An 18,961-nucleotide genomic window follows, 5' to 3' on the forward strand; every position below is an offset into this window, starting at 1 on the left:
TCGGGCGGCATCACGCTACGGCAACGGGCCAAACCGCCCATCGGGACCGCCGCGAAGACAAGTGGCCGGTCGGCCCGTGCATCCCCCGACGAACGCACGCGCCGACCGGCACCTCCATTGAGTGTAATCCCCGTCACATGGGGTGAACAACGTCGTTGGGTGAGCCTTCCGTCACACTCCGTCGACGCCGATCGCCCGCAGCCGCTGCCGCACCAGCGCGACCTGGTTAGCGTCACGGACGGCGGGGGCGACCAGGTCGTCCGGGTAGACCGCAGCTCCGTCGGGTAGCCGCAGCACGAACATCCCGCCCCAGTTCAGCTCCGGGGTCGCGCGGTCGGCCGAGACGAGCTGGTCCGCGACCGCGCACGCGAGGAGTTCCGTCACGGCGCGCACGGCGGCGTCGTGCACCTGTTCCGTGGTCAGCGAGGCATCGACCGGCCGTCCGGTGAGGTCGTGCAGCCTGCCCTGCTCGAGACCGGTCAGCACGGCCGCGAGCGAGTCGCCGATCCTGCTCACCCTGCCCGCGTGCCGGAGCTTCTCCGCGTTCCAGCGCAGCAGGGCGGGTCCCGCGGTCGTGGCGAGCTCCTCCCAGCTGACGGGCGGCCCGGACACCCGCACCAGGTCCGCGACCTCCTCGGGCGCGGTGCCCTCCAGCAACGCGCGGGCGGGGCGCTCGTCGACGGCGTCCGCCACGACCGAGGACGGCCGGGCCGACCTCATCGCGGCCACCCGCTCGCGGACCGGGGGATGGCTGTCGAACACCGAGACCGGCTCCTGCTCCGCGAGCACCGGCTCCAGCTCCCGCAGCCGGTGCACACGCCGCGGGTGGTCGAGGTAGGAGCGGAAGCCGTCGAGCAGCGGCGGGGTGCGGCCGGCATGGGCCGCGAGCGACACGTACCACTGCAGGTAGTCGTCCCACGCCTCGGAGATCGGGCCGATCCGCAGCATCGCCCGCGCTGCGGCCTCCCGTCCGGCGGCGGCGACCGCGACCTCGTCGGCGAACTGCTCGTGCTTGCGGCTCTCCGACGCCGCGACCAGCGCGTACAGCCGGGCCCACGCGTAGAGGAGACCGAGTGTGTCGAACCGCTGGGCCGTGAGCCTCAGGGTGAGCAGCGCCCGGTACGTCAGCGCGGAGGTCTTGGTGTGCCCGCCGCCGAAGTGGCCGAGCTCGTGCGCCAGCACCGACCTGAGCTCGCCGACGCACATCCCCGCGACGAACGGCAGGCCGAGCTCCAGGTAGCGCGTGCCGTGGCGCTCCCACACGCTCGCGTTCGCGTGGGCGACCAGCCGGATGTCGTCGGGGCCGCGGGTGCCCGCGATCCGCGCCAGCTCGTCGACGTGTTGCCAGAGCGCCGGGTGCGTCTCCCTGGTCAGTGCGACGCCCTCCGGCTTCGGGCTCACCCACACCGCGATCGCCATCGCCACCAGCGGAGGGCCGCCCAGCACGAGCGCCAGGCAGGCGACCAACGCCCCGCCCTCGACCTCACCGCGCTGGAACAGCGTGACCGCCACCCCGCCGAAACCCGCGAACACCGCCACCGCGAGCACGAAGAACCCCGCGAGCATGGCCAGCGCCAGTGCCGCTCTCATGTCGTGCTTCCCCCAGATCGCTCCTGAACTACTGCAGGTATCTCACGACGACCTCGTCGCCCGCAGCCAGTTCGGTGACGTCCTCGGGCACCTCGATCAGGCAGTTCGACAGCGCGAGCGCCGACAGCAGGTGCGACCCCGGCCCGCCCACCGGTGTCACGACCTCGCCGGACGCCGGGTCGTACAGGCCGCGCCGGAACTGCGTCCTGCCCGCGGGGGAGGTCAGCCCGGCCGACAGCGAGGCGCGGGCCGTCGTCCGCTCGACCTGCCGGTGGCCCATCGAGGCGAGCAGCGCGGGCCGCACGAACACCTCGAACGACACCTGCGCACTCACCGGGTTGCCCGGCAGCGTCAGCACCGGCAGGCCCTCGTACCGGCCGGAGCCCTGCGGCCCGCCCGGCTGCATAGCGACCTTGGTGAACTCCACGTCGTGGCTCGCCAGGGCGTCCTTGACCACCTCGTACGCGCCCGCGCTGACCCCGCCGGACGTCACGATCACGTCCACCGAGCCCAGGTACGGCCGCAACGCCTCGTGGAACGCGTCCACGTCGTCCGGCACGAACCTCAGCCGCACGGCCTCGGCGCCGGCCTCGCGCACGGCCGAGGCGAGCATCATGCCGTTGGACTCGTAGATCTGCCCCGGCAGCAGCGGCGTGCCCGGCTCGACCAGCTCGGAGCCCGTCGACAGGACCAGCACGCGCGGGCGGCGGCGCACCGGCAGCTCGGCCAGTCCCAGCGCGGAGGCGAGGCCGACCGTGGACGGACGCAGCACCGTGCCCGCGACCAGCACCGGGTCGCCCTTGCCGACGTCGTCGCCCGCGGTGCGGATGTTCGCGCCGGCCTCGACGGCCCGGTTGATCGTCACGGTCTCCGTGCCGGCGTCGGTCCACTCGACCTGGACCACGGCGTCCGCGCCGGACGGCACCGGTGCGCCCGTCATGATCCGCTGCACGGTGCCGGGCTCCAGCGGCGTCAGCTCCACGCGGCCCGCCGGGATGTCGTCGGCGACCGGCAGCCGGACCGGGAGCTCGCCCAGGTCGGCCGCGCGCACCGCATACCCGTCCATCGCCGAGTTGTCGAACGGCGGCAGGGAGAGCGGCGCGATCACGTCGGCGGCGAGCACCAGCCCGAGGCAGTCCTCGAGCGGCAGCTGCAGCACGGGCATCAGCCCGACGAGATCCGCGACGCGTTGACGGTGTTCGGCGACAGAGGTGGGGGGCACGACTGCATACTGCCAACGTCGCGCCGGTCGTGACGACCGCCTTGCCCAGTTCTCCACCGGAGGTGTTGTTCGTGCAGGTCCGGACCAGGCACACACCGACGTTCGGCGTCGCGAGACTCGTGCTCGCGCCCGGCGAGATGGTGCTGGTCGACCCGATGACCATCGCGGCCACGAGCTACGGGCTCGGGGTCGAGGTGAAGGGCACGGGCTCGAAGGCGGTGGCGTTGTGCACGGCGGGGGTCGAGGGCGGCTGGCTGGACGCGGCGCCCGTCCTGCCCGGCGACCTGCACCAGGTCGAGCTCGACGGGAAGAACGGCTGGTGCGTCTCCCGGCACGGCTGGGTCGCGTCCAGCAGCACGGTGGCGATGAACCCCGAGTCGCCGATGATGAAGGCGCTCTTCGGCGGCGCGGAGGGCTTCCTGAACTACGCGCACGGCCAGGGGGCGGTCGTGCTCGCCTGCTACGGCGCCCTCGACCTCGTGACGCTGGCGGTGGGCGAGGCCGTGACGATCAGCAGCGACCACGTCGTGGCGTTCGCCGACACGCTGCAATGCCGGCTCCGCCCGTCGGTGCCCGACGGCGTGCAATCCATTCACACCGGCGAGGGCCTGGTGTTCGACTTCGCTGGTCCGGGCGCGGTCATCACCCAGACGCGCGGCCCGCGACGGCTCACCACCTGGTTGCGCGCCAACGGAGTCAGCTCGCGTTCATGACTCCGTAAGGAGGTATCCGCGTGACTTGTCTTCTTTTAGCGTTGCGTTCTGCGTTTGCGTGATCTGAAGGAGGACGCCTTGGCTCTCGGTACCGTCAAGTGGTTCAACTCCGAAAAGGGATACGGCTTCATCGCAACCGACGGCGGGCCCGACGTGTTCGTGCACTACTCGGCGATCCAGATGGAAGGCTTCCGGACGCTCTCCGAAGGCGATCGCGTGGAGTTCGAGGTGCAGGCGGGACGCGATGGGCGCAGCCAGGCATCGGACGTGCGCCGCGCCGGGTGAGCCTTCCTGATCACAGCTTGGACCAACCCCGAGCACGTCGATCTCGTCGCGCGTTAGGCTGCCTCGCGTGTCTGAGGACCTGAGCGGACGGCGGATCGCCCACTACCGGATCGACGGCGTGCTCGGCCGTGGTGGCATGAGCGTGACCTACCGGGCCACGGACGTGAGGCTCGGTCGCAAGGTCGCGCTCAAGGTCATCGGTGAGCACCTCGCGCCCGACGCGGAGTTCCGCGAGCGGTTCGTCGACGAGGCGCGCAACACGTCTGCCATCGACCACGCGAACATCGTGCCGCTGTACGACTTCGACGAGGTCGACGGCCTGCTGTACATCGCCATGCGGCTGGTGGACGGCCAGGACCTGGCGGGCCACATCAAGGAGGGCCCGCTCACCCCCGCGCGCACGTTGACGCTGCTCGGCCAGGTCGCCGAGGCGCTCGACATGCTGCACGGCAAGGGCCTCGTGCACCTCGACGTGAAGCCGGCGAACGTCCTGGTCACCACCAAGGAGGGGTCGCGCGAGCACGTCTACGTCGCCGACTTCGGCCTGACCCGCCGCGGCGCCACCGGCCACCGCACCCGTACGGGTGATTTCCTCGGCTCGCCGACCTACGCGGCGCCGGAGCACCTGCGCGGCGAGCCGGTCGACGGCCGCACCGACCAGTACGCGCTGGCCTGCATGCTGTTCGCCTGCCTGAGCGGCCGCCCGCCGTTCCAGGGCGGCGTGCAGGAGGTCATCGCGGGCCACCTCGGCCAGAACGTCCCTGCGCTGTCGCAGCTCGTGGCGCTGCCGCCGGCGATCGACGAGGTCATCCGCAAGGGCACCTCGAAGGACCCGGCGCAGCGGTTCGCCAACTGCGCCGAGCTCATCAACGCCGCCCGCGTCGCCCTCTCCGGGGTCGCGCTCGGCTCGGCTCCCGCTCAGCTCGGGCCGCAGTCCGGCTCGGTCCCCGCCCAAGGCCAGTCGCCGGTGTCGGGCCCGATGCCGCAGCAGAACCCGTACCAGGGCGGCTACCAGCAGCAACCGCTGGGCGACCCGGTCCGCCTGCGCCCGCCGAACCAGGTGGGCGCGAGCGCGTTCACCTCCGGCCGCAAGGAACGGCCCGCGTGGTTCGCGCCGGTCATCGCGGCCGCGGTGGCGATCGTGGTGATCATCATCGTGGTGATCATCCTGTCGCCCGGCGACGAGCCCGCGCGTCAGCCCAAGACGAACAGCTCGCCGACGCTCAACATCGGCGACGAGGGCCCGACCTCGCGCAAGCCGCTGCCCACCTCCGTGCCGGTGCGCACGTCACGCTGAGAGTCGCCTGAGGTCGCTTGCACTCGCCGTGCCCGAGTGCTAAACACGAACTAGCACTCGGCGCAGTCGAGTGCCAAGAAGTGAGGCTGGGACGGTGAGGCCCTCCGGGGTCGTCCGTCGCGGGCACCAACCTGGCCACTCGCATCGTGTTCCGCTGTGGGCTCTGCCGGCCCGCAGTGGCCCGGAAACCACAAAGGCGGAGGAACACACCGCAATGGCCAAGATGATTGCGTTCGACGAGGACGCCCGCCGCGGTCTCGAGCGGGGTATGAACACCCTCGCTGACGCCGTCAAGGTGACGCTCGGCCCGAAGGGCCGCAACGTCGTGCTCGAGAAGAAGTGGGGTGCGCCGACGATCACGAACGACGGCGTCTCCATCGCGAAGGAGATCGAGCTCGAGGACCCGTGGGAGAAGATCGGGGCCGAGCTCGTCAAGGAAGTCGCGAAGAAGACGGACGACGTCGCCGGTGACGGCACCACGACCGCGACCGTTCTCGCCCAGGCACTGGTTCGCGAAGGTCTGCGCAACGTCGCGGCCGGCGCCAACCCGCTGGGCCTCAAGCGCGGCATCGAGCAGGCCGTCGAGGCCGTCGCCGAGCAGCTGCTGAAGGCCGCCAAGGAGATCGAGACGAAGGAGCAGATCGCTGCTACCGCGTCCATCTCCGCCGCCGACCCGACGATCGGCGAGCTCATCGCCGAGGCGATGGACAAGGTCGGCAAGGAAGGCGTCATCACCGTCGAGGAGAGCAACACCCTCGGTCTCGAGCTCGAGCTCACCGAAGGCATGCGCTTCGACAAGGGCTACATCTCCGGTTACTTCGTGACCGACCCCGAGCGCCAGGAAGCGGTCCTCGAGGACCCGTACATCCTGCTGTTCGGCTCCAAGATCTCCACGGTCAAGGACCTGCTCCCGCTCCTGGAGAAGGTCATGCAGGGCGGCAAGCCCCTGCTGATCATCTCCGAGGACGTCGAGGGCGAGGCCCTCGCGACCCTGGTCGTGAACAAGATCCGCGGCACCTTCAAGTCCGTCGCCGTCAAGGCCCCGGGCTTCGGCGACCGCCGCAAGGCCATCCTCCAGGACATCGCCACCCTCACCGGCGGCCAGGTCATCACCGAGGACGTCGGCCTGAAGCTGGAGAACGCCGACATCTCGCTGCTGGGCAAGGCCCGCAAGGTCGTCGTCACCAAGGACGAGACGACCATCGTCGAGGGCTCCGGCGACGCCGACCAGATCCAGGGTCGCGTCAACCAGATCCGCGCCGAGATCGAGAAGTCGGACTCCGACTACGACCGCGAGAAGCTCCAGGAGCGCCTCGCCAAGCTCGCCGGCGGCGTGGCCGTCATCAAGGCGGGCGCGGCCACCGAGGTCGAGCTCAAGGAGCGCAAGCACCGCATCGAGGACGCCGTTCGCAACGCGAAGGCGGCCGTCGAAGAGGGCATCGTCGCTGGCGGTGGCGTCGCGCTGCTGCAGGCCGCCGAGGCCGCCTTCGCGGGCCTGAAGCTCACGGGCGACGAGGCCACCGGTGCCAACATCGTCAAGGTGGCCGTCGAGGCCCCGCTCAAGCAGATCGCGGTCAACGCCGGTCTCGAGGGCGGCGTCGTCGTCGAGCGCGTCAAGTCCCTCCCCGCGGGCGAGGGCCTGGACGCCGCCACCGGCGAGTACAAGGACCTGGTCGCCGCGGGCATCATCGACCCGGCCAAGGTCACGCGTTCCGCGCTGCAGAACGCCGCGTCCATCGCCGCCCTGTTCCTGACGACGGAAGCCGTCGTCGCGGACAAGCCGGAGAAGAACGCGGCCCCGGCCGCTCCGGACGCCGGCGGCATGGACTTCTGAGTCCGTTCCACCTCCGAGAGGCCCGGTTCGCTTCGGCGAGCCGGGCCTCTCGGCGTTCCGGGTGCGGTTCCAGGGTTGGATCGAGTTCCAGCGTGGTTCTGCCTGTGTGGTCCGTGCCGGTTCCGGCGTGGTCATGCACCTCGGACGAAGCGAGGGTGTTCATCGCCGCTGCGCGACGATCCGCGATTGGGGCTTGACTTCGGGGCCCTTGCGAGGCGCTGGTTCGGCCGGAAAAGGCCGGATGCTCCGCAACCGGCCGATCCACTAGTGGTAGCACCTCGCACCCAAAGTCAAGCCCCAATCGCAAAAAACGAGTGGGTGCACCGCTGCCCAGCGGCGTCAGGGAAGACGGCTCGCCTTCGGCATCGCTTGAAAATGCGGTGGTCTTGTCGGCTCGCTGCGCATCGCCACCGGCGGCATTCCAACGCGGCTGAGGTGCGGGGCATGCGTGATGTCGAGCCACTGGCGTGCGCGATGCCGAAGGCGAGCCGTGCAGACCTTGCGCCGATGGGTAGCGGTGGGCCCATTCGTGGTTTGGCGATTGGGGCTTGACTTTGGGTGCGAGGTGCTACCCATTTTCGGGATCGGCCGGGTGCGAAGCATCCGGCCTTTTCCGGCCGACCAAGCGCCTCGCAAGGGCCCCGAAGTCAAGCCCCAATCGCAATCGTCGCGGAGCGGCGATGTACCCCGATGCTTCGTCCGAGGTGCATGACCACGCTGGAACAGGAACGGCACAACGCACGGCGACCACGCTGGAACTCGCACGGCCAACGCTGGAACTCGCACGGCCAACCCTGGAACCGCGCCCGGAACGCACCCCAACGGGACCCCTCCGCTGGAACTCACCCCAAAACCCGAAACGCGCCCCCCAGCACGCAACCCAGCTAAAACCCCAGAAACCCCAGCCAATCCCAAAACCGTCAAAGCATGATCGTCGGCGTGACCACGGTCCGCCCGGGCTCCCCCCGGGAGTTCACCAGGTGCACCAGGATCTGCGTGGTCCCAGCCGGCACGTCGGGCAGCACGAACCGGCCTCCGTCGTCCGCACGCGTGCAGGATGACTTGTGGTCGGCCACCCGCACCTCGACCTCGTGCTCGCCGGCCGGCACCAGCCACCCGTCGATCCGGTGACGGGACCCGGTCGAGGTGAAGTTCACCATCAGGGTCAGGTTGTCGACGGTGAAGGTGATCGTGCCCGTCTGGCCGCCGCGGACACCGGCGAACGAGCCCGCTCGTTCCCAGCGGGCCACCTCCACGTCCAGCGACTCCAGGGCTATCGCGAACTTCACGCGGTCCACCAGGTCGGCGGGGGGTGGGTCCAGTTCGTCCACGAGCCTGTTCAGCTCGGAGAGGACTGCGGTGTCCTCAAGGCCCCTGCGGTCGTCGCGCGGGTCGGTCTCGTTCACCGCGATCCTCCTTCCGTCTCCAGGTAGTTGCGCAGCAGTGTCAGGCACCGTCCCCTGGTCGGACCGATGCTGCCGTGGGGCATGGCGAGTGCCTCGGCGACCGCTCGGTACTCGGCGCGCCCCGCCAGCACCGTGAGCCTGAGCAGTTCCTGGCACCTGGTGGTCAGGCGGCCGAACGCGAGCCACAGGCGGCGGTCGCGGTCGTCCATCAGCGTCACGTCCTCGGGCAGGCCGGTGTTGGACTCGAGCTGTTCTGCGTACTCGTCGGACAGGTGCGTCTCACGCTTGTTGGGTGTCCAAGTTCGGCGCGCTTCACGCCTCGTGGTGACGACCAGGTAGCCGACCAGGGCTTTCGGCTCGTGGATGTTCTCGATGTTCTTCAAGAACGCGAGCCACACGGTCTGCACGACGTCTTCCGCGACGGACCGGTCGAGGCCCTGACCCCTGGCCACGTGCCACAGCACCGGGTTCAGCTCGTCCACCAGGACGTTCAACGCGTCCCGGTTGCCGTCGCGCGCCGCGGTCACGCACACCGCGTGTCGTTCGGTGCCCTCAAGCCCGTCCCACGGCGGACGGTCATCCGCCGTGTGCAGCTCGTCCATGCAGCACCTCCGATCGGTCGCCCTGTCAGCGCCGTCCGCCAACTCATGAGGGGCTAACTGGGCGGTAGATACGAAATTCACTCGATTGGAGCAGTATCGACGACCAGCTGACCTCATCTTTCCCGGACATGCCAACGGCCCGTGATTCCCCCTCCGCATCACGGGCCGCCGGTGTCGGGACCTGCGTCAGCCGGCACCCCTCGAACCGGCTGACGCGTGCCCCGCGCCTGTGCACAGCGCTCATCCAGGAAGAGCGGAACTCAGGCGAGCAGATGCAGCCCTCAGACGCACGGAAGTGCGACTCGGCTCCCCATTCGCGAAAGCACTCTCGCGGCACCGCGGTGGCGGACCGTTATGGTCTAGACCATGCCGATTCTCGAAGTGATCGCACTCACCGCGAAGGACGCCGTGGCCGCCCAGGAGGGTGGCGCCGACCGGCTCGAACTGGTCTCCGACATGGCTTCCGACGGACTCACGCCCTCGGTCGCCACGTTCAAGGAGGCGAGCGCGGCCGTCGACATCCCGATCCGCGTGATGCTCAGGGACGCCAAGGGGTTCGCGCCCGGCAACCTCAAACAGCTGCGCCGGCAGGCGTGGGAGCTGCGGGAGGCGGGCGCCACCGAGTTCGTGCTCGGCTTCCTCGACGCGGAAGGTGAGATCGACGAGGGCGTCACCTTGAACCTCCTCGCGGAGTTGGAAGGGTGTGCCTGGACGTTCCACCGCGCGCTCGACAACTCCAACGACGTCTTCCGCTCCTGGGCGACCGTGCAGACCCTCGGCTGCGACACCGTGCTCGCCGCGGGCAGCCCGAAGGGTGTGGAGGACGGGCTCGAGAACCTGAAGAAACTGACGTCCCAGGCGCCGCCCGCGTTGCTCGTCGGCGGCGGGCTGCAGCAGCGGCACGTCCCGGAGCTGCTGGCAGCGGGCGTGACGGGCTTCCACGTCGGCAGCGCCGTCCGCCCGTCCGGCTGGGATTCACCGGTGGACGTCTCATCTGTGAGGGATTGGGTCACTCGTCTGGTCTAGACCCTTGCTCCGGTCCGTTCTACAGTCACGTTGCTTCCTGTGAAATAGCTGTTGCAACATACGCAACGTGGAGGGCGCGACGATGCGGCTGAAGACTCTGGCGGCGGTGCTGGGCGTGGGCGCGGTGGTCGCCTGCGCACCGGTGCAGTCCGGACCGACGAGCTCCGGCACCGACGAGCAGACCGGGCAGCTGCGGGTGTGGCTGTTCGACGAGGTCAACCGCGGCCCCAAGGAGGCCGTGGTGAAGGAGGCGGTCTCCGAGTTCCAGGGCAAGCACAGCGGCGTCACGGTCGATGTCCAGTACATCCAGGTGGCGAGCCGTGCCGAGCGCTTCAAGGCCGCGTTCAGCGACCCGAAGAGCGCTCCGGACGTGGCCGAGTTCGGCAACACCGACCTCGCGGGCTACGTCTCCGCCGGTGGCTTCTCGGAGCTCGACCTGGGCAAGTGGGACGAGTCCAAGGACCTCGTCCCCACGATCCTCGACACGGCCAAGGTCGACGGGAAGACCTACGGCGTGCCATGGTTCGTCGGCGTCCGTGCGCTCTACTACCGCACGGACGTGTTCACCGAGCTCGGTCTCAAGCCGCCGGCGACGTTGGACGAGATCGCGACGACCGCCCGGGAGATCCGGCAGAAGAAGCCGGAGCTGATCGGCATCTCGGCCGGCGGCAAGTACCTGTTCGCGGCACTGCCGTTCATCTGGGCCAACGGCGGCGACCTCGCCAAGCAGGACGGCGGCAAGTTCACCGCCACGATCGACAGCGCAGAGGCCAGGGCCGGTGTCGCCAAGTACACCGAGCTGATCAAGGACGACATCTGCCCGCCCGCCACCTGCGCGGGCAACGGCGGTGACGCGAGCGTCGAGGCGTTCCGCGCGGGCAAGGCCGCCATGACCATCGGTGGCGACTTCAACCGCAAGTCCGTCGACGCGTCGTCCGCCGCCGGCAAGTACAAGGTGGTTCCGCTGCCCGGCAAGGAGAAGGGCTCGATCGCGCCCGCGTTCGCCGGCGGCAACCTGCTCGGCGTCATGAAGGGCACGCAGCGCAAGACGCTCGCCACCGAGTTCACGCAGTTGCTGGCGTCGAAGAAGTACCAGCAGAAGATGTACACGGCGATGGGCAACCTGCCGACGTTCGCCGACGTGCAGAAGCAGGTCAGCGACTCCGACGAGTTCCTGGAGCCGTTCACGAAGACCCTGCAGTCCGGCACGAAGTTCGTCCCCGTCACCCCGGCGTGGGCGAAGATCGAGGCGCAGACCGTGGTGCCGACGATGATCCAGGAGGTCGTCACCGGCGCGAAGAACGTCGACACGGCCACCACCGACGCCGCCAAGACCATGAACGCGGCCTTCACGTCGTGAGCGTGACGTCCAAAGGCCAGGGGCGGACCGCGTTCGCCTACCTGACCCCAGCGCTGCTGGTGCTCGCGGGCCTGCTGGCCTACCCGATCTACCAGCTGGTGCTCATCTCGCTCTACGACTACGGCCAGGAACAGGTCAGCGGCGGCGCTCCGCTGACGTTCCTGGGTCTCGGGAACTACCAGAAGCTGTTGGGGGACCAGCAGTTCTGGGGTGTGCTCGGGCAGACCGTCGCGTTCGCGGCGGTCTGCGTGGTCGGCACGTTGCTGGTGGGCGCGTTCCTCGCGATCCTGGCCACCCGCGTGCGCACGTGGGTGCGCATGACGTTGTTCCTGGCGGCGCTCGGCGCGTGGTCCACGCCCGCCGTCGCCGGCTCGACGATCTGGCTGTTCCTGTTCGACGCGAACTTCGGGTTCGTCAACGAGGTCCTGGGCATCCAGGGCTTCTCCTGGACGTTCGACAAGTGGACGGCCTTCGGGCTCGTCGCCGCGCAGGTGATCTGGTGCTCGTTCCCGTTCGTCATGGTGACGCTCTACGCGGGCATCAAGGCGATCCCCGGCGAGGTGCTGGAGGCCGCGGCGCTGGACGGCGCGTCGGCGTTCCGTACGGCCTGGAGCGTCACGCTGCCGTTGCTGCGGCCGATCATCCTCGTGGTGACGATCCAGTCGATCATCTGGGACTTCAAGGTCTTCACGCAGATCTACGTGATGACCAACGGCGGCGGCATCGCCGGGCGCAACCTCGTGCTCAACGTCTACGCCTACCAGCAGGCGTTCGCGGCGTCCGAGTACGGCCTGGGCGCGGCCATCGGTGTCGTGATGACCGTGCTGCTGCTCGTGATCACGATGTTCTACCTCCGCGCGCTGCGGCGGTCGGGGGAGGTCCTGTGAGGCGCTGGGTCACCGAGGGCTTCGTCCTCGTCGTCGCCGCGGTCGTGGCGTTCCCGCTGTTCTGGATGGTGCTGTCGGCGTTCAAGCCGGAGGACGAGATCATCTCGGCCGACCCGGTGCCGTGGACGACGCGGCCGACGCTCGACAGCTTCACGCGGGCGCTGACCGTCGCGAACTTCGGGCGCTACTTCATGAACAGCATCATCGTGGCGCTGATCGTGGTCGCGCTGAGCATCCTGATCTCATTCCTCGCGGCGACCGCGCTGACCCGGTTCCGGTTCCGCAGCCGCACGACGTTGCTGATCATGCTGCTGGTCGTGCAGATGGTGCCGGTCGAGGCGTTGACCGTGCCGCTGTTCTTCCTGATGCGGTCCGTGGGCGACTCGGTGCCGGTGTTCGGCCTGAACCACCTCGGCTCGCTCGTGCTGGTGCACCTGGCGTTCAGCCTGCCGTTCGCGATCTGGATGCTGCGCGGGTTCGTGGCCGCGGTGCCGGTGGAGCTGGAGGAGGCCGCCACGCTCGACGGCGCCTCGCGGTTCCGGTTCCTCTGGCAGGTGCTGTTCCCGCTCGTCGCGCCGGGCCTGGTGGCGACGAGCGTGCTGTCGTTCATCCACGCCTGGAACGACTTCCTGTTCGCCAAGACGTTCATCATCTCGGCCGTGGAGAACCAGACCCTGCCGCTGGCGCTCCAGGTGTTCGTCAAACCCGACCAGAACGATTGGGGCGCGATCATGGCGGGCTCCACCCTGATGACCATCCCCGTGCTGATCTTCTTCGTGCTCGTGCAGCGCCGGCTCGTGTCCGGCCTGGCGGGGGCGGTGAAGGGATGAACCTGCTGCCACGCCCGGTGTCCTACGTGGACGGTGGGAGGCTCTGCGAGTACCGGGGCTGGGAGACGGTCCTCGTCGACGGTCCGCCCGGCGGCTACCGGTTGGTCTCGTCCGACGACGGCGTGCTGATCGAGGCGCACGACGCGGCGGGCGAGATGAACGCGTTGCAGACGTTGCGGCAGCTGCTGGGCGCGCAGGCGTTCCGGACGGCCGGTGCGAAGCCGTCGGTCATCCCCGCCTGCGAGGTCGTCGACCACCCGCGGTTCCCGTGGCGCGGCGTGATGCTGGACGTGGCACGGCACTTCCTGCCCAAGCGGGAGGTGCTGCGCTGGGTCGAGCTGCTGTCCGCGCACAAGCTCAACGTCCTGCACCTGCACCTCACCGACGACCAGGGCTGGCGCTTCGAGGTCGACCGGTACCCGAAGCTCACCGAGGTCGGGTCGTGGCGGGAGGACTCGCGGTTCGGCGACCGGCGCTCCGGCGGCCTGAAAGGGCGGCCGCACGGCGGTTTCTACACGCAGGACGACCTGCGCGAGATCGTCGAGTACGCACGGGCGCGGCACATCGCGGTGGTCCCGGAGATCGACATCCCCGGCCACTCGCAGGCGGCGATCGCGGCGTACCCGGAGCTCGGCCTGCACGGCGGCGGCGTCTGGACCGACTGGGGCGTCAACGAACGCGTGCTCAACACCGAGGCGTCCACAGCGGACTTCTACCGGAACGTGTTCGACGAGCTGATGGACGTCTTCCCGTCCGAGGTCATCGGTCTCGGCGGCGACGAGGCTCCAGGTCACGACGGCGAACTGGTGCGCGCGATCGCGGAACACCTGGTGCGCAACGGAAGGCGGCCGTACGGCTGGGACGAGGTCCTGGAGTCGGGACCGTTGCCCGCGAGCACGGTCATCGCGTCGTGGCGCGGTGTCGAGGGCGGCGTCACGGCGTTGCGCGACGGGCTCGACGTGGTGATGTGCCCGGAGGAGTTCGTGTACCTGGACTACCGGCAGTCGGACTCGCCGGACGAACCGATCCCGGTGGGGACGATCACCACGCTGGAGGACGTCTACGCGTGGGAGCCGGTGCCTGCCGGGCTCACGGGACACGAGCCAGGACGGGTGCTGGGCGCCCAGGCGAACATCTGGACCGAGCACCTCGACTCGGCCCGGCGGGTGGACTACGCGGCGTTCCCGAGGCTGGCCGCGTTCGCCGAGGTCGTGTGGTCCCCGGCGGAGAAGGATCCTGCGTTCCTGCAGCGACTCCAGGAGCACCACCTGCCGCGGCTCGACGCGCTGGGGGTGGAGTACCGGCCCCTCACCGGACCCCACCCGTGGCAGCGGCTACCTGGTGTTCCCGGGTTTCCAAGGTGATCACATCGCCGGCTCTTCCTCGGGCATGAGGATCCAGGCGGCGGCGTAGAGGACGGCACCGGTGCCGAACCCGAGCAGCGTCGCCGCCACGAGGATGATCCGCAGGATCGCGGCGTCGACCCCGATCATCTTGGCGACGCCGCCGCAGACACCGGCGAGCATCTTGTCGCTGCGACTGCGACGGAGCTTCTTGACCTGGTCGGTGGCTTCGTTGAGCACGTTGTTCGTCATGGCTCAAGAGTCGTCGTTCTCGCGGCCCCGCACATCGGTGACCACCCCGAACCGGACCCTGAACCGGGGTGGGGACCTCAGGGGTTGCACCTTCCGCAGCGGCATGTGGTCCAGTGGACCCCGTGCCTTCGTCTTTCACGCCACCGCGCCAGGTCAAGATCGGTGACGCCGCTGCCTTCGCCGGCTGCACGCCGCGGGCGATCCGCCACTACCACGAGATCGGCCTGCTCCCCGAGCCGGAACGCGGTGGTGACGGCCGCCGCCGCTACGGGTACGAGGACATGATCCGCCTGCTGTGGGTCCGCAGGACGGCCGACGCGGGGATCGCCCTGGACGACGTCCGCGACGCCTTCACCGGCGGCGGCGACATCGCGGGCGTCCTGGAACGGTTGGAGGGTTCTCTCGCCGCGCAGGAGGAGGAGCTGCGGCGGCAACGGACCGCCGTGCAGCGGATGCGCGCGGAAGGCAGCCGGATGGGCCTGCTCTCCGACTTCGTCGCCGACCGCCTCAAGGGCCTCCCGGAGGGCTCGCTGCGGGCGGCGGACCTCGACACCCTGCTGGTCACCGAACGGATCTTCGGCCCGCTCGGCGCGGCCGTCCAGGCCGGCCGCTTCGTCGCACTGGCCACGAACCCCGTTCTGCGGGCGGAGTCCGACCGCGTCGACGCCGCCGAGGAAGCCCTCGACGACGGCGTTGCCGTCGACGACCCGCGGGTGGCCCTGGTGGCGGCCGAGCGGCACGCCTTCGAAAGCGCCCTGCAGACGTTCCTGGAGGAGTCCGGCCAGAACGAGGCCGACGACGCCCTCTTCGACGCCTGGGACGCCCTGCACCCCGCTCCCGCGGACGACCTCGGGCCCGTGGAGCGGGAGCCCGGCTCCATGAGCGCGTTCGAAGCGGTCGGCAAGATGCCCTACGACTTCTCCCCGGCCCGTCTGCGCTGCATGGAACTGGCCCTGGAGCTGTCCGTCCGGGACAGCGCCTAGTCCAGGCAGAACTCGTTGCCCTCGACGTCCTGCATGACGATGCACGACTCGTTCTCCTCGTCGGCCTCCATCACGCGCACGAGCGTCGCGCCCAACGGCTCCAGCCGCGCGCGTTCGGCCTGCAACGCGGCCAGCCGCTCGGCTCCCACGAGCCCGGTGCCGGCCCGCACGCAGACGTGCACCCGGTTCTTCACGACCTTGCCCTCGGGAACGCGCTGGAAGTAGAACCGCGGGCCCTCACCCGTCGGGTCGGCGCACGCGGACCACGACCCGTCGCTCTCCGGCGGCGCGTCGTAGCCGAGCACCTGGCTCCAGAACTCCGCGACGCGCACGGGTTCCGCGCAGTCGAACGTGACCTGGACCTTCTTCACCGACGCCATCCCCTCACGTTAGTCGTACGCTGATCCTCATGGAGTCCCCCGAGGAGCTCGCGTCAGGGCTCGACGGCGCCGGGTACCTGCCGGACGGCGGCGTCGCCACGGCGGCGTTCCTGGCGGTCCGGATGGGGCGGCCGCTGTTCCTCGAAGGCGAACCCGGCACCGGCAAGACGTCGCTCGCGCTGGCGCTGGCCAAGGCGATGGACGTGCCGTTGATCCGGCTCCAGTGCCACGAGGGCATCGACGCCACGCAGGCGTTGTACGACTGGGACTATCCGCGGCAGCTCATGCACCTGCGCGTGCTGGAGACGCGGGGCGAAGTGGACGAAGCCTCCCTCTACACGCGACGGTTCCTGCTGGCCAGGCCGTTGCTGCAGGCGCTGGAGAACGCGCCGTGCGTGCTGCTCGTCGACGAGATCGACCGGGCGGACGACGAGTTCGAGGCGTTCCTGCTGGAGGTGCTCTCCGAGAACGCGGTCAGCATCCCCGAGTTCGGCGAGATCAGGGCGACCACGCCGCCGTTGACCGTGCTGACCTCGAACCGGACCCGCGAGGTGCACGACGCGTTGAAGCGCCGCTGCCTCTACCACTGGCTGGAGCACCCCTCGCTCGACCGCGAGGTCGCGATCCTGCGCCGCACCCTGCCCGGCCTCGACGAACGGCTGGCCTTCAAGGTCGCCGAGGCCGTGCACCGGATGCGAGGCCTCGACCTGCTGAAACCGCCCGGCGTCGCGGAGTCGCTGGACTGGGCCCGCGCGTTGCAGGCGCTCGGCCGCACCGAACCCGACGCGACCACGCTCGGCGCCGTCCTGAAATACCGGGAGGACGCGGATCGCGTGATCGGGAGCACAATCGTGGGATGACGGAGGCCTGCGTCGGGTTCACGAGCGTCCTGCGGGGTGCCGGGCTCCAGTGCGGACCCGACCGCGTCCAGGCGTTCCTGCGGGCGACCGAACACGTCGACCTGTACTGGGCGGGGCGCCTCACGCTGTGCGCCGACCCGGACGACCTGCCGCGCTACGACGCCGTCTACCGCGCGTACTTCGGCGGCACGCCACCCCGTCCACGCACGACGTTCGAGCTGGACTCGATGACGGTCGGCGTCGCCGCGTCCGATGTGGAAAGGCTGAAGCACAAGGACATCTCCGAGTTCGCCGCCGCACCGCTGATCGCCCGGCTGAGACCGCTCCCGCCGCGCCGGCGTTCGCGCAGGCTGCGCAAGGCCCGCAGGGGCCGGATGGACCTCGGCCGCACGGTGCGAGCCATGATCGAGACCGGCGGTGAGATCGCCCTGCCGAGACACCGCCGTCGGGGCGAGAAGGCCCGTCGGCTCGTGCTGCTGATCGACGTGTCCGGCTCGATGGCCGCCTACTCCGACGCACTGCTGCGGTTCGCGCACGTGATCGCGCACGCCATGCCCATCGAGGTCCGCACGATCGGCACCCGGCTCACCCGCGTGACCCGTCAGCTGCGCGAACGCGACCCCGAGCGGGCCCTGCGCGCGGCCGGGCGGGCCATCCCCGACTACGAGGGCGGCACCCGGCTCGGTGACGCGCTGCGGCGGTTCAACCAGCAGTGGCGGCAGCGGGGAGCCGTGGTCGTCCTGTTCAGCGATGGCTGGGAACGCGGCGACCCGACGTTGCTGGCGACCGAGATGGCGCGGTTGCGGCGGGTGAGCCACAAGATCATCTGGGCGAACCCGCACGCGGGTAAACCTGGATACGAGCCGGTGCAACGCGGCGTGGTGGCTGTGCTCCCGCACGTCGACAGGATGGTCGCGGGCCACAGCGTGCACGCGTTGGAGGAACTGTTGAAGGAGATGCGCAATGCGTGATGTCCTGTTCGACCTCGCCGAACGGGTGGCGAACGGGGAGACCGTGGGCGTCGGGACGGTCGTCGCGACCTTCAGCTCGGCACCCCGGCCCGCAGGTGCGGCGATGCTCGTGACGCAGGACGGCGAGGCGGTCGGCAGCGTGTCCGGCGGGTGCGTCGAGGGTGCCGTCTACGACCTCGCGCAGGAGACCGCCGAGCCCGTGCTGCAGCGGTACGGGGTGAGCGACGACGACGCGTTCGCGGTCGGGCTGACCTGCGGCGGGATCATCGACATCTTCGTCGAGAAGATCAACGCCGAGTCGTTCCCGCAGCTCGCCGAGGTCGTCGAGAGCGTGCGCGCCGAGGCGCCGGTGGCGGTCGCGACCGTGATCGAGCACCCGGACGGCATCGGCCGGCGCATGGTCGTCTGGCCGGACCGGCGGGACGGCAGCCTGGGGTCGTCCCGGATCGACGACGCCGTCACGGACGACGCGCGCGGGATGCTGGCGTCGGGTCGCAGCGGCGTTTTGCAGTACGGGCCGGACGGTCAGCGGCGTGGTGAGGGCATGAGCGTGTTCGTGAACTCGTTCGAGCCGCCGCCGCGGATGCTCGTGTTCGGCGCGATCGACTTCGCCGCGGCGATGGCCCGGCTCGGCGCGTTCCTCGGCTACCGCGTGACCGTGTGCGACGCACGGCCCGTGTTCGCGACGCGCTCGCGTTTCCCGGAGGCGGACGAGGTCGTCGTGGCCTGGCCGCACAAGTACCTCGAAGGCGAAGCGTCCAAGCTCGACGAACGCACGGTCATCGCCGTTCTGACGCACGACCCGAAGTTCGACGTGCCGTTGCTGGAAGTCGCGTTGCGACTGAAGGTCGGCTACATCGGAGCGATGGGCTCGCGCCGCACGCACGAGGATCGGTTGCAGCGGTTGCGGGAGGTCGGGTTGACCGAATCCGAACTTGCGGCGTTGTCGTCGCCGATCGGCCTCGATCTCGGTGGACGCACGCCGGAGGAGACCGCAGTTGCGATTGCGGCGGAGATCATTTCCTTGCGGTGGAAGGGAACCGGGCGGCGGTTGACGGAGGTCGAAATGCCCATTCACCGCTGATCGGGTTGTTGAACCGGCAAACAGAGAGCAAGCTGG

General features: G+C 69.8%; 19 protein-coding genes. 13 read left to right on the plus strand and 6 right to left on the minus strand.

The genetic code is table 11. The annotated features are described in order from the left end of the window. Positions 1-171 precede the first annotated feature (171 nt). Both ACFWV3_RS30745 and glp read right to left on the minus strand, forming a co-directional pair. Positions 172-1,590 (minus strand): M48 family metalloprotease, encoded by a 1,419-nt coding sequence (locus tag ACFWV3_RS30745; protein WP_382416281.1) that lies wholly within the window; start codon positions 1,588-1,590, stop codon positions 172-174. 28 nt (positions 1,591-1,618) lie between these two features. After that, on the minus strand, positions 1,619-2,812 hold the full coding sequence (gene glp, locus ACFWV3_RS30750) for a gephyrin-like molybdotransferase Glp (protein ID WP_382416283.1): 1,194 nt from the start codon (positions 2,810-2,812) through the stop codon (positions 1,619-1,621). A 71-nt stretch (positions 2,813-2,883) separates the two neighbouring features. On the opposite strand from glp, the gene ACFWV3_RS30755 reads away from it, so the two are divergent. The 4 genes from ACFWV3_RS30755 to groL all read left to right on the plus strand — a co-directional run bounded on the left by ACFWV3_RS30755 (position 2,884) and on the right by groL (position 6,941). Beyond that, entirely contained in the window at positions 2,884-3,525 is a 642-nt protein-coding gene (locus ACFWV3_RS30755; protein WP_382416286.1) for an AIM24 family protein, read from the plus strand. A 78-nt stretch (positions 3,526-3,603) separates the two neighbouring features. Continuing rightward, positions 3,604-3,810 (plus strand): cold-shock protein, encoded by a 207-nt coding sequence (locus ACFWV3_RS30760; protein WP_030470913.1) that lies wholly within the window; start codon positions 3,604-3,606, stop codon positions 3,808-3,810. A 67-nt stretch (positions 3,811-3,877) separates the two neighbouring features. Beyond that, the gene (locus ACFWV3_RS30765) at positions 3,878-5,107 is read left to right on the plus strand and encodes a serine/threonine-protein kinase (RefSeq protein ID WP_382416288.1); all 1,230 of its coding nucleotides are present in this window, start codon (positions 3,878-3,880) and stop codon (positions 5,105-5,107) included. Between the two features lie 214 nt (positions 5,108-5,321). Next, positions 5,322-6,941, plus strand: coding sequence for a chaperonin GroEL (gene groL, locus ACFWV3_RS30770; RefSeq protein WP_285642802.1), 1,620 nt, complete (start codon positions 5,322-5,324; stop codon positions 6,939-6,941). A 920-nt stretch (positions 6,942-7,861) separates the two neighbouring features. Here groL and ACFWV3_RS30775 read toward each other — a convergent pair. Next, positions 7,862-8,284, minus strand: a complete 423-nt coding sequence (locus ACFWV3_RS30775) for a carboxypeptidase regulatory-like domain-containing protein (RefSeq protein WP_382416424.1) — start codon at positions 8,282-8,284, stop codon at positions 7,862-7,864. A gap of 59 nt (positions 8,285-8,343) precedes the next feature. Further along, positions 8,344-8,949 carry an RNA polymerase sigma factor gene (locus ACFWV3_RS30780; RefSeq protein ID WP_382416291.1) on the minus strand — a complete coding sequence of 202 codons (606 nt, stop codon included), beginning with the start codon at positions 8,947-8,949 and terminating at the stop codon, positions 8,344-8,346. A 366-nt stretch (positions 8,950-9,315) separates the two neighbouring features. Between ACFWV3_RS30780 and ACFWV3_RS30785 the strand changes: the two genes are divergently transcribed. The 5 genes from ACFWV3_RS30785 to ACFWV3_RS30805 all read left to right on the plus strand — a co-directional run bounded on the left by ACFWV3_RS30785 (position 9,316) and on the right by ACFWV3_RS30805 (position 14,416). Beyond that, on the plus strand, positions 9,316-9,975 hold the full coding sequence (locus ACFWV3_RS30785; RefSeq protein WP_382416293.1) for a copper homeostasis protein CutC: 660 nt from the start codon (positions 9,316-9,318) through the stop codon (positions 9,973-9,975). A gap of 82 nt (positions 9,976-10,057) precedes the next feature. Then, the gene (locus ACFWV3_RS30790; protein ID WP_382416295.1) at positions 10,058-11,335 is read left to right on the plus strand and encodes an extracellular solute-binding protein; all 1,278 of its coding nucleotides are present in this window, start codon (positions 10,058-10,060) and stop codon (positions 11,333-11,335) included. 2 nt (positions 11,336-11,337) lie between these two features. After that, entirely contained in the window at positions 11,338-12,222 is an 885-nt protein-coding gene (locus ACFWV3_RS30795; protein WP_382416297.1) for a carbohydrate ABC transporter permease, read from the plus strand. Continuing rightward, a complete protein-coding gene (locus ACFWV3_RS30800; protein WP_382416298.1) occupies positions 12,219-13,052 on the plus strand; it encodes a carbohydrate ABC transporter permease in 834 nt (277 codons plus the stop codon). The genes ACFWV3_RS30795 and ACFWV3_RS30800 overlap by 4 nt, the downstream gene beginning before the upstream one ends. Continuing rightward, on the plus strand, positions 13,049-14,416 hold the full coding sequence (locus ACFWV3_RS30805; protein ID WP_382416300.1) for a beta-N-acetylhexosaminidase: 1,368 nt from the start codon (positions 13,049-13,051) through the stop codon (positions 14,414-14,416). The genes ACFWV3_RS30800 and ACFWV3_RS30805 overlap by 4 nt, the downstream gene beginning before the upstream one ends. Here the strand turns inward: ACFWV3_RS30805 and ACFWV3_RS30810 are convergent, their stop codons facing one another. Further along, positions 14,417-14,647 (minus strand): PspC domain-containing protein, encoded by a 231-nt coding sequence (locus ACFWV3_RS30810; RefSeq protein ID WP_382416302.1) that lies wholly within the window; start codon positions 14,645-14,647, stop codon positions 14,417-14,419. A gap of 122 nt (positions 14,648-14,769) precedes the next feature. Here ACFWV3_RS30810 and ACFWV3_RS30815 point away from each other — a divergent pair, with 122 nt between their 5' ends. Beyond that, the gene (locus ACFWV3_RS30815) at positions 14,770-15,630 is read left to right on the plus strand and encodes a MerR family transcriptional regulator (protein WP_382416304.1); all 861 of its coding nucleotides are present in this window, start codon (positions 14,770-14,772) and stop codon (positions 15,628-15,630) included. Here the strand turns inward: ACFWV3_RS30815 and ACFWV3_RS30820 are convergent. Continuing rightward, a complete protein-coding gene (locus ACFWV3_RS30820; protein ID WP_382416306.1) occupies positions 15,627-16,010 on the minus strand; it encodes a VOC family protein in 384 nt (127 codons plus the stop codon). The genes ACFWV3_RS30815 and ACFWV3_RS30820 overlap by 4 nt on opposite strands. A 29-nt stretch (positions 16,011-16,039) precedes the next feature. Between ACFWV3_RS30820 and ACFWV3_RS30825 the strand changes: the two genes are divergently transcribed. From ACFWV3_RS30825 to ACFWV3_RS30835, 3 genes are read left to right on the plus strand one after another with little or no spacing between them, the layout of a single operon-like run. Beyond that, positions 16,040-16,870 carry an AAA family ATPase gene (locus ACFWV3_RS30825; RefSeq protein WP_382416308.1) on the plus strand — a complete coding sequence of 277 codons (831 nt, stop codon included), beginning with the start codon at positions 16,040-16,042 and terminating at the stop codon, positions 16,868-16,870. Further along, positions 16,867-17,841 (plus strand): VWA domain-containing protein, encoded by a 975-nt coding sequence (locus ACFWV3_RS30830; protein ID WP_382416310.1) that lies wholly within the window; start codon positions 16,867-16,869, stop codon positions 17,839-17,841. Before ACFWV3_RS30825 ends, ACFWV3_RS30830 begins: the two co-directional genes overlap by 4 nt. Then, positions 17,834-18,925, plus strand: coding sequence for an XdhC family protein (locus tag ACFWV3_RS30835; protein WP_382416312.1), 1,092 nt, complete (start codon positions 17,834-17,836; stop codon positions 18,923-18,925). The genes ACFWV3_RS30830 and ACFWV3_RS30835 overlap by 8 nt, the downstream gene beginning before the upstream one ends. Positions 18,926-18,961 lie beyond the last annotated feature (36 nt).

Source organism: Lentzea sp. NPDC059081 (genome assembly GCF_042738015.1).
Lineage (GTDB): Bacteria > Actinomycetota > Actinomycetes > Mycobacteriales > Pseudonocardiaceae > Lentzea.

Coding starts and splice junctions, on each gene's coding strand:
- groL (WP_285642802.1), top strand. CDS start 5,322: ATGGCCAAGATGATTGCGTTCGACGAGGACGCCCGCCGCGGTCTCGAG.
- ACFWV3_RS30810 (WP_382416302.1), bottom strand. CDS start 14,647: ATGACGAACAACGTGCTCAACGAAGCCACCGACCAGGTCAAGAAGCTC.
- ACFWV3_RS30830 (WP_382416310.1), top strand. CDS start 16,867: ATGACGGAGGCCTGCGTCGGGTTCACGAGCGTCCTGCGGGGTGCCGGG.
- ACFWV3_RS30835 (WP_382416312.1), top strand. CDS start 17,834: ATGCGTGATGTCCTGTTCGACCTCGCCGAACGGGTGGCGAACGGGGAG.
- ACFWV3_RS30785 (WP_382416293.1), top strand. CDS start 9,316: ATGCCGATTCTCGAAGTGATCGCACTCACCGCGAAGGACGCCGTGGCC.
- ACFWV3_RS30790 (WP_382416295.1), top strand. CDS start 10,058: ATGCGGCTGAAGACTCTGGCGGCGGTGCTGGGCGTGGGCGCGGTGGTC.
- ACFWV3_RS30820 (WP_382416306.1), bottom strand. CDS start 16,010: ATGGCGTCGGTGAAGAAGGTCCAGGTCACGTTCGACTGCGCGGAACCC.
- ACFWV3_RS30805 (WP_382416300.1), top strand. CDS start 13,049: ATGAACCTGCTGCCACGCCCGGTGTCCTACGTGGACGGTGGGAGGCTC.
- ACFWV3_RS30780 (WP_382416291.1), bottom strand. CDS start 8,949: ATGGACGAGCTGCACACGGCGGATGACCGTCCGCCGTGGGACGGGCTT.
- ACFWV3_RS30745 (WP_382416281.1), bottom strand. CDS start 1,590: ATGAGAGCGGCACTGGCGCTGGCCATGCTCGCGGGGTTCTTCGTGCTC.
- ACFWV3_RS30825 (WP_382416308.1), top strand. CDS start 16,040: ATGGAGTCCCCCGAGGAGCTCGCGTCAGGGCTCGACGGCGCCGGGTAC.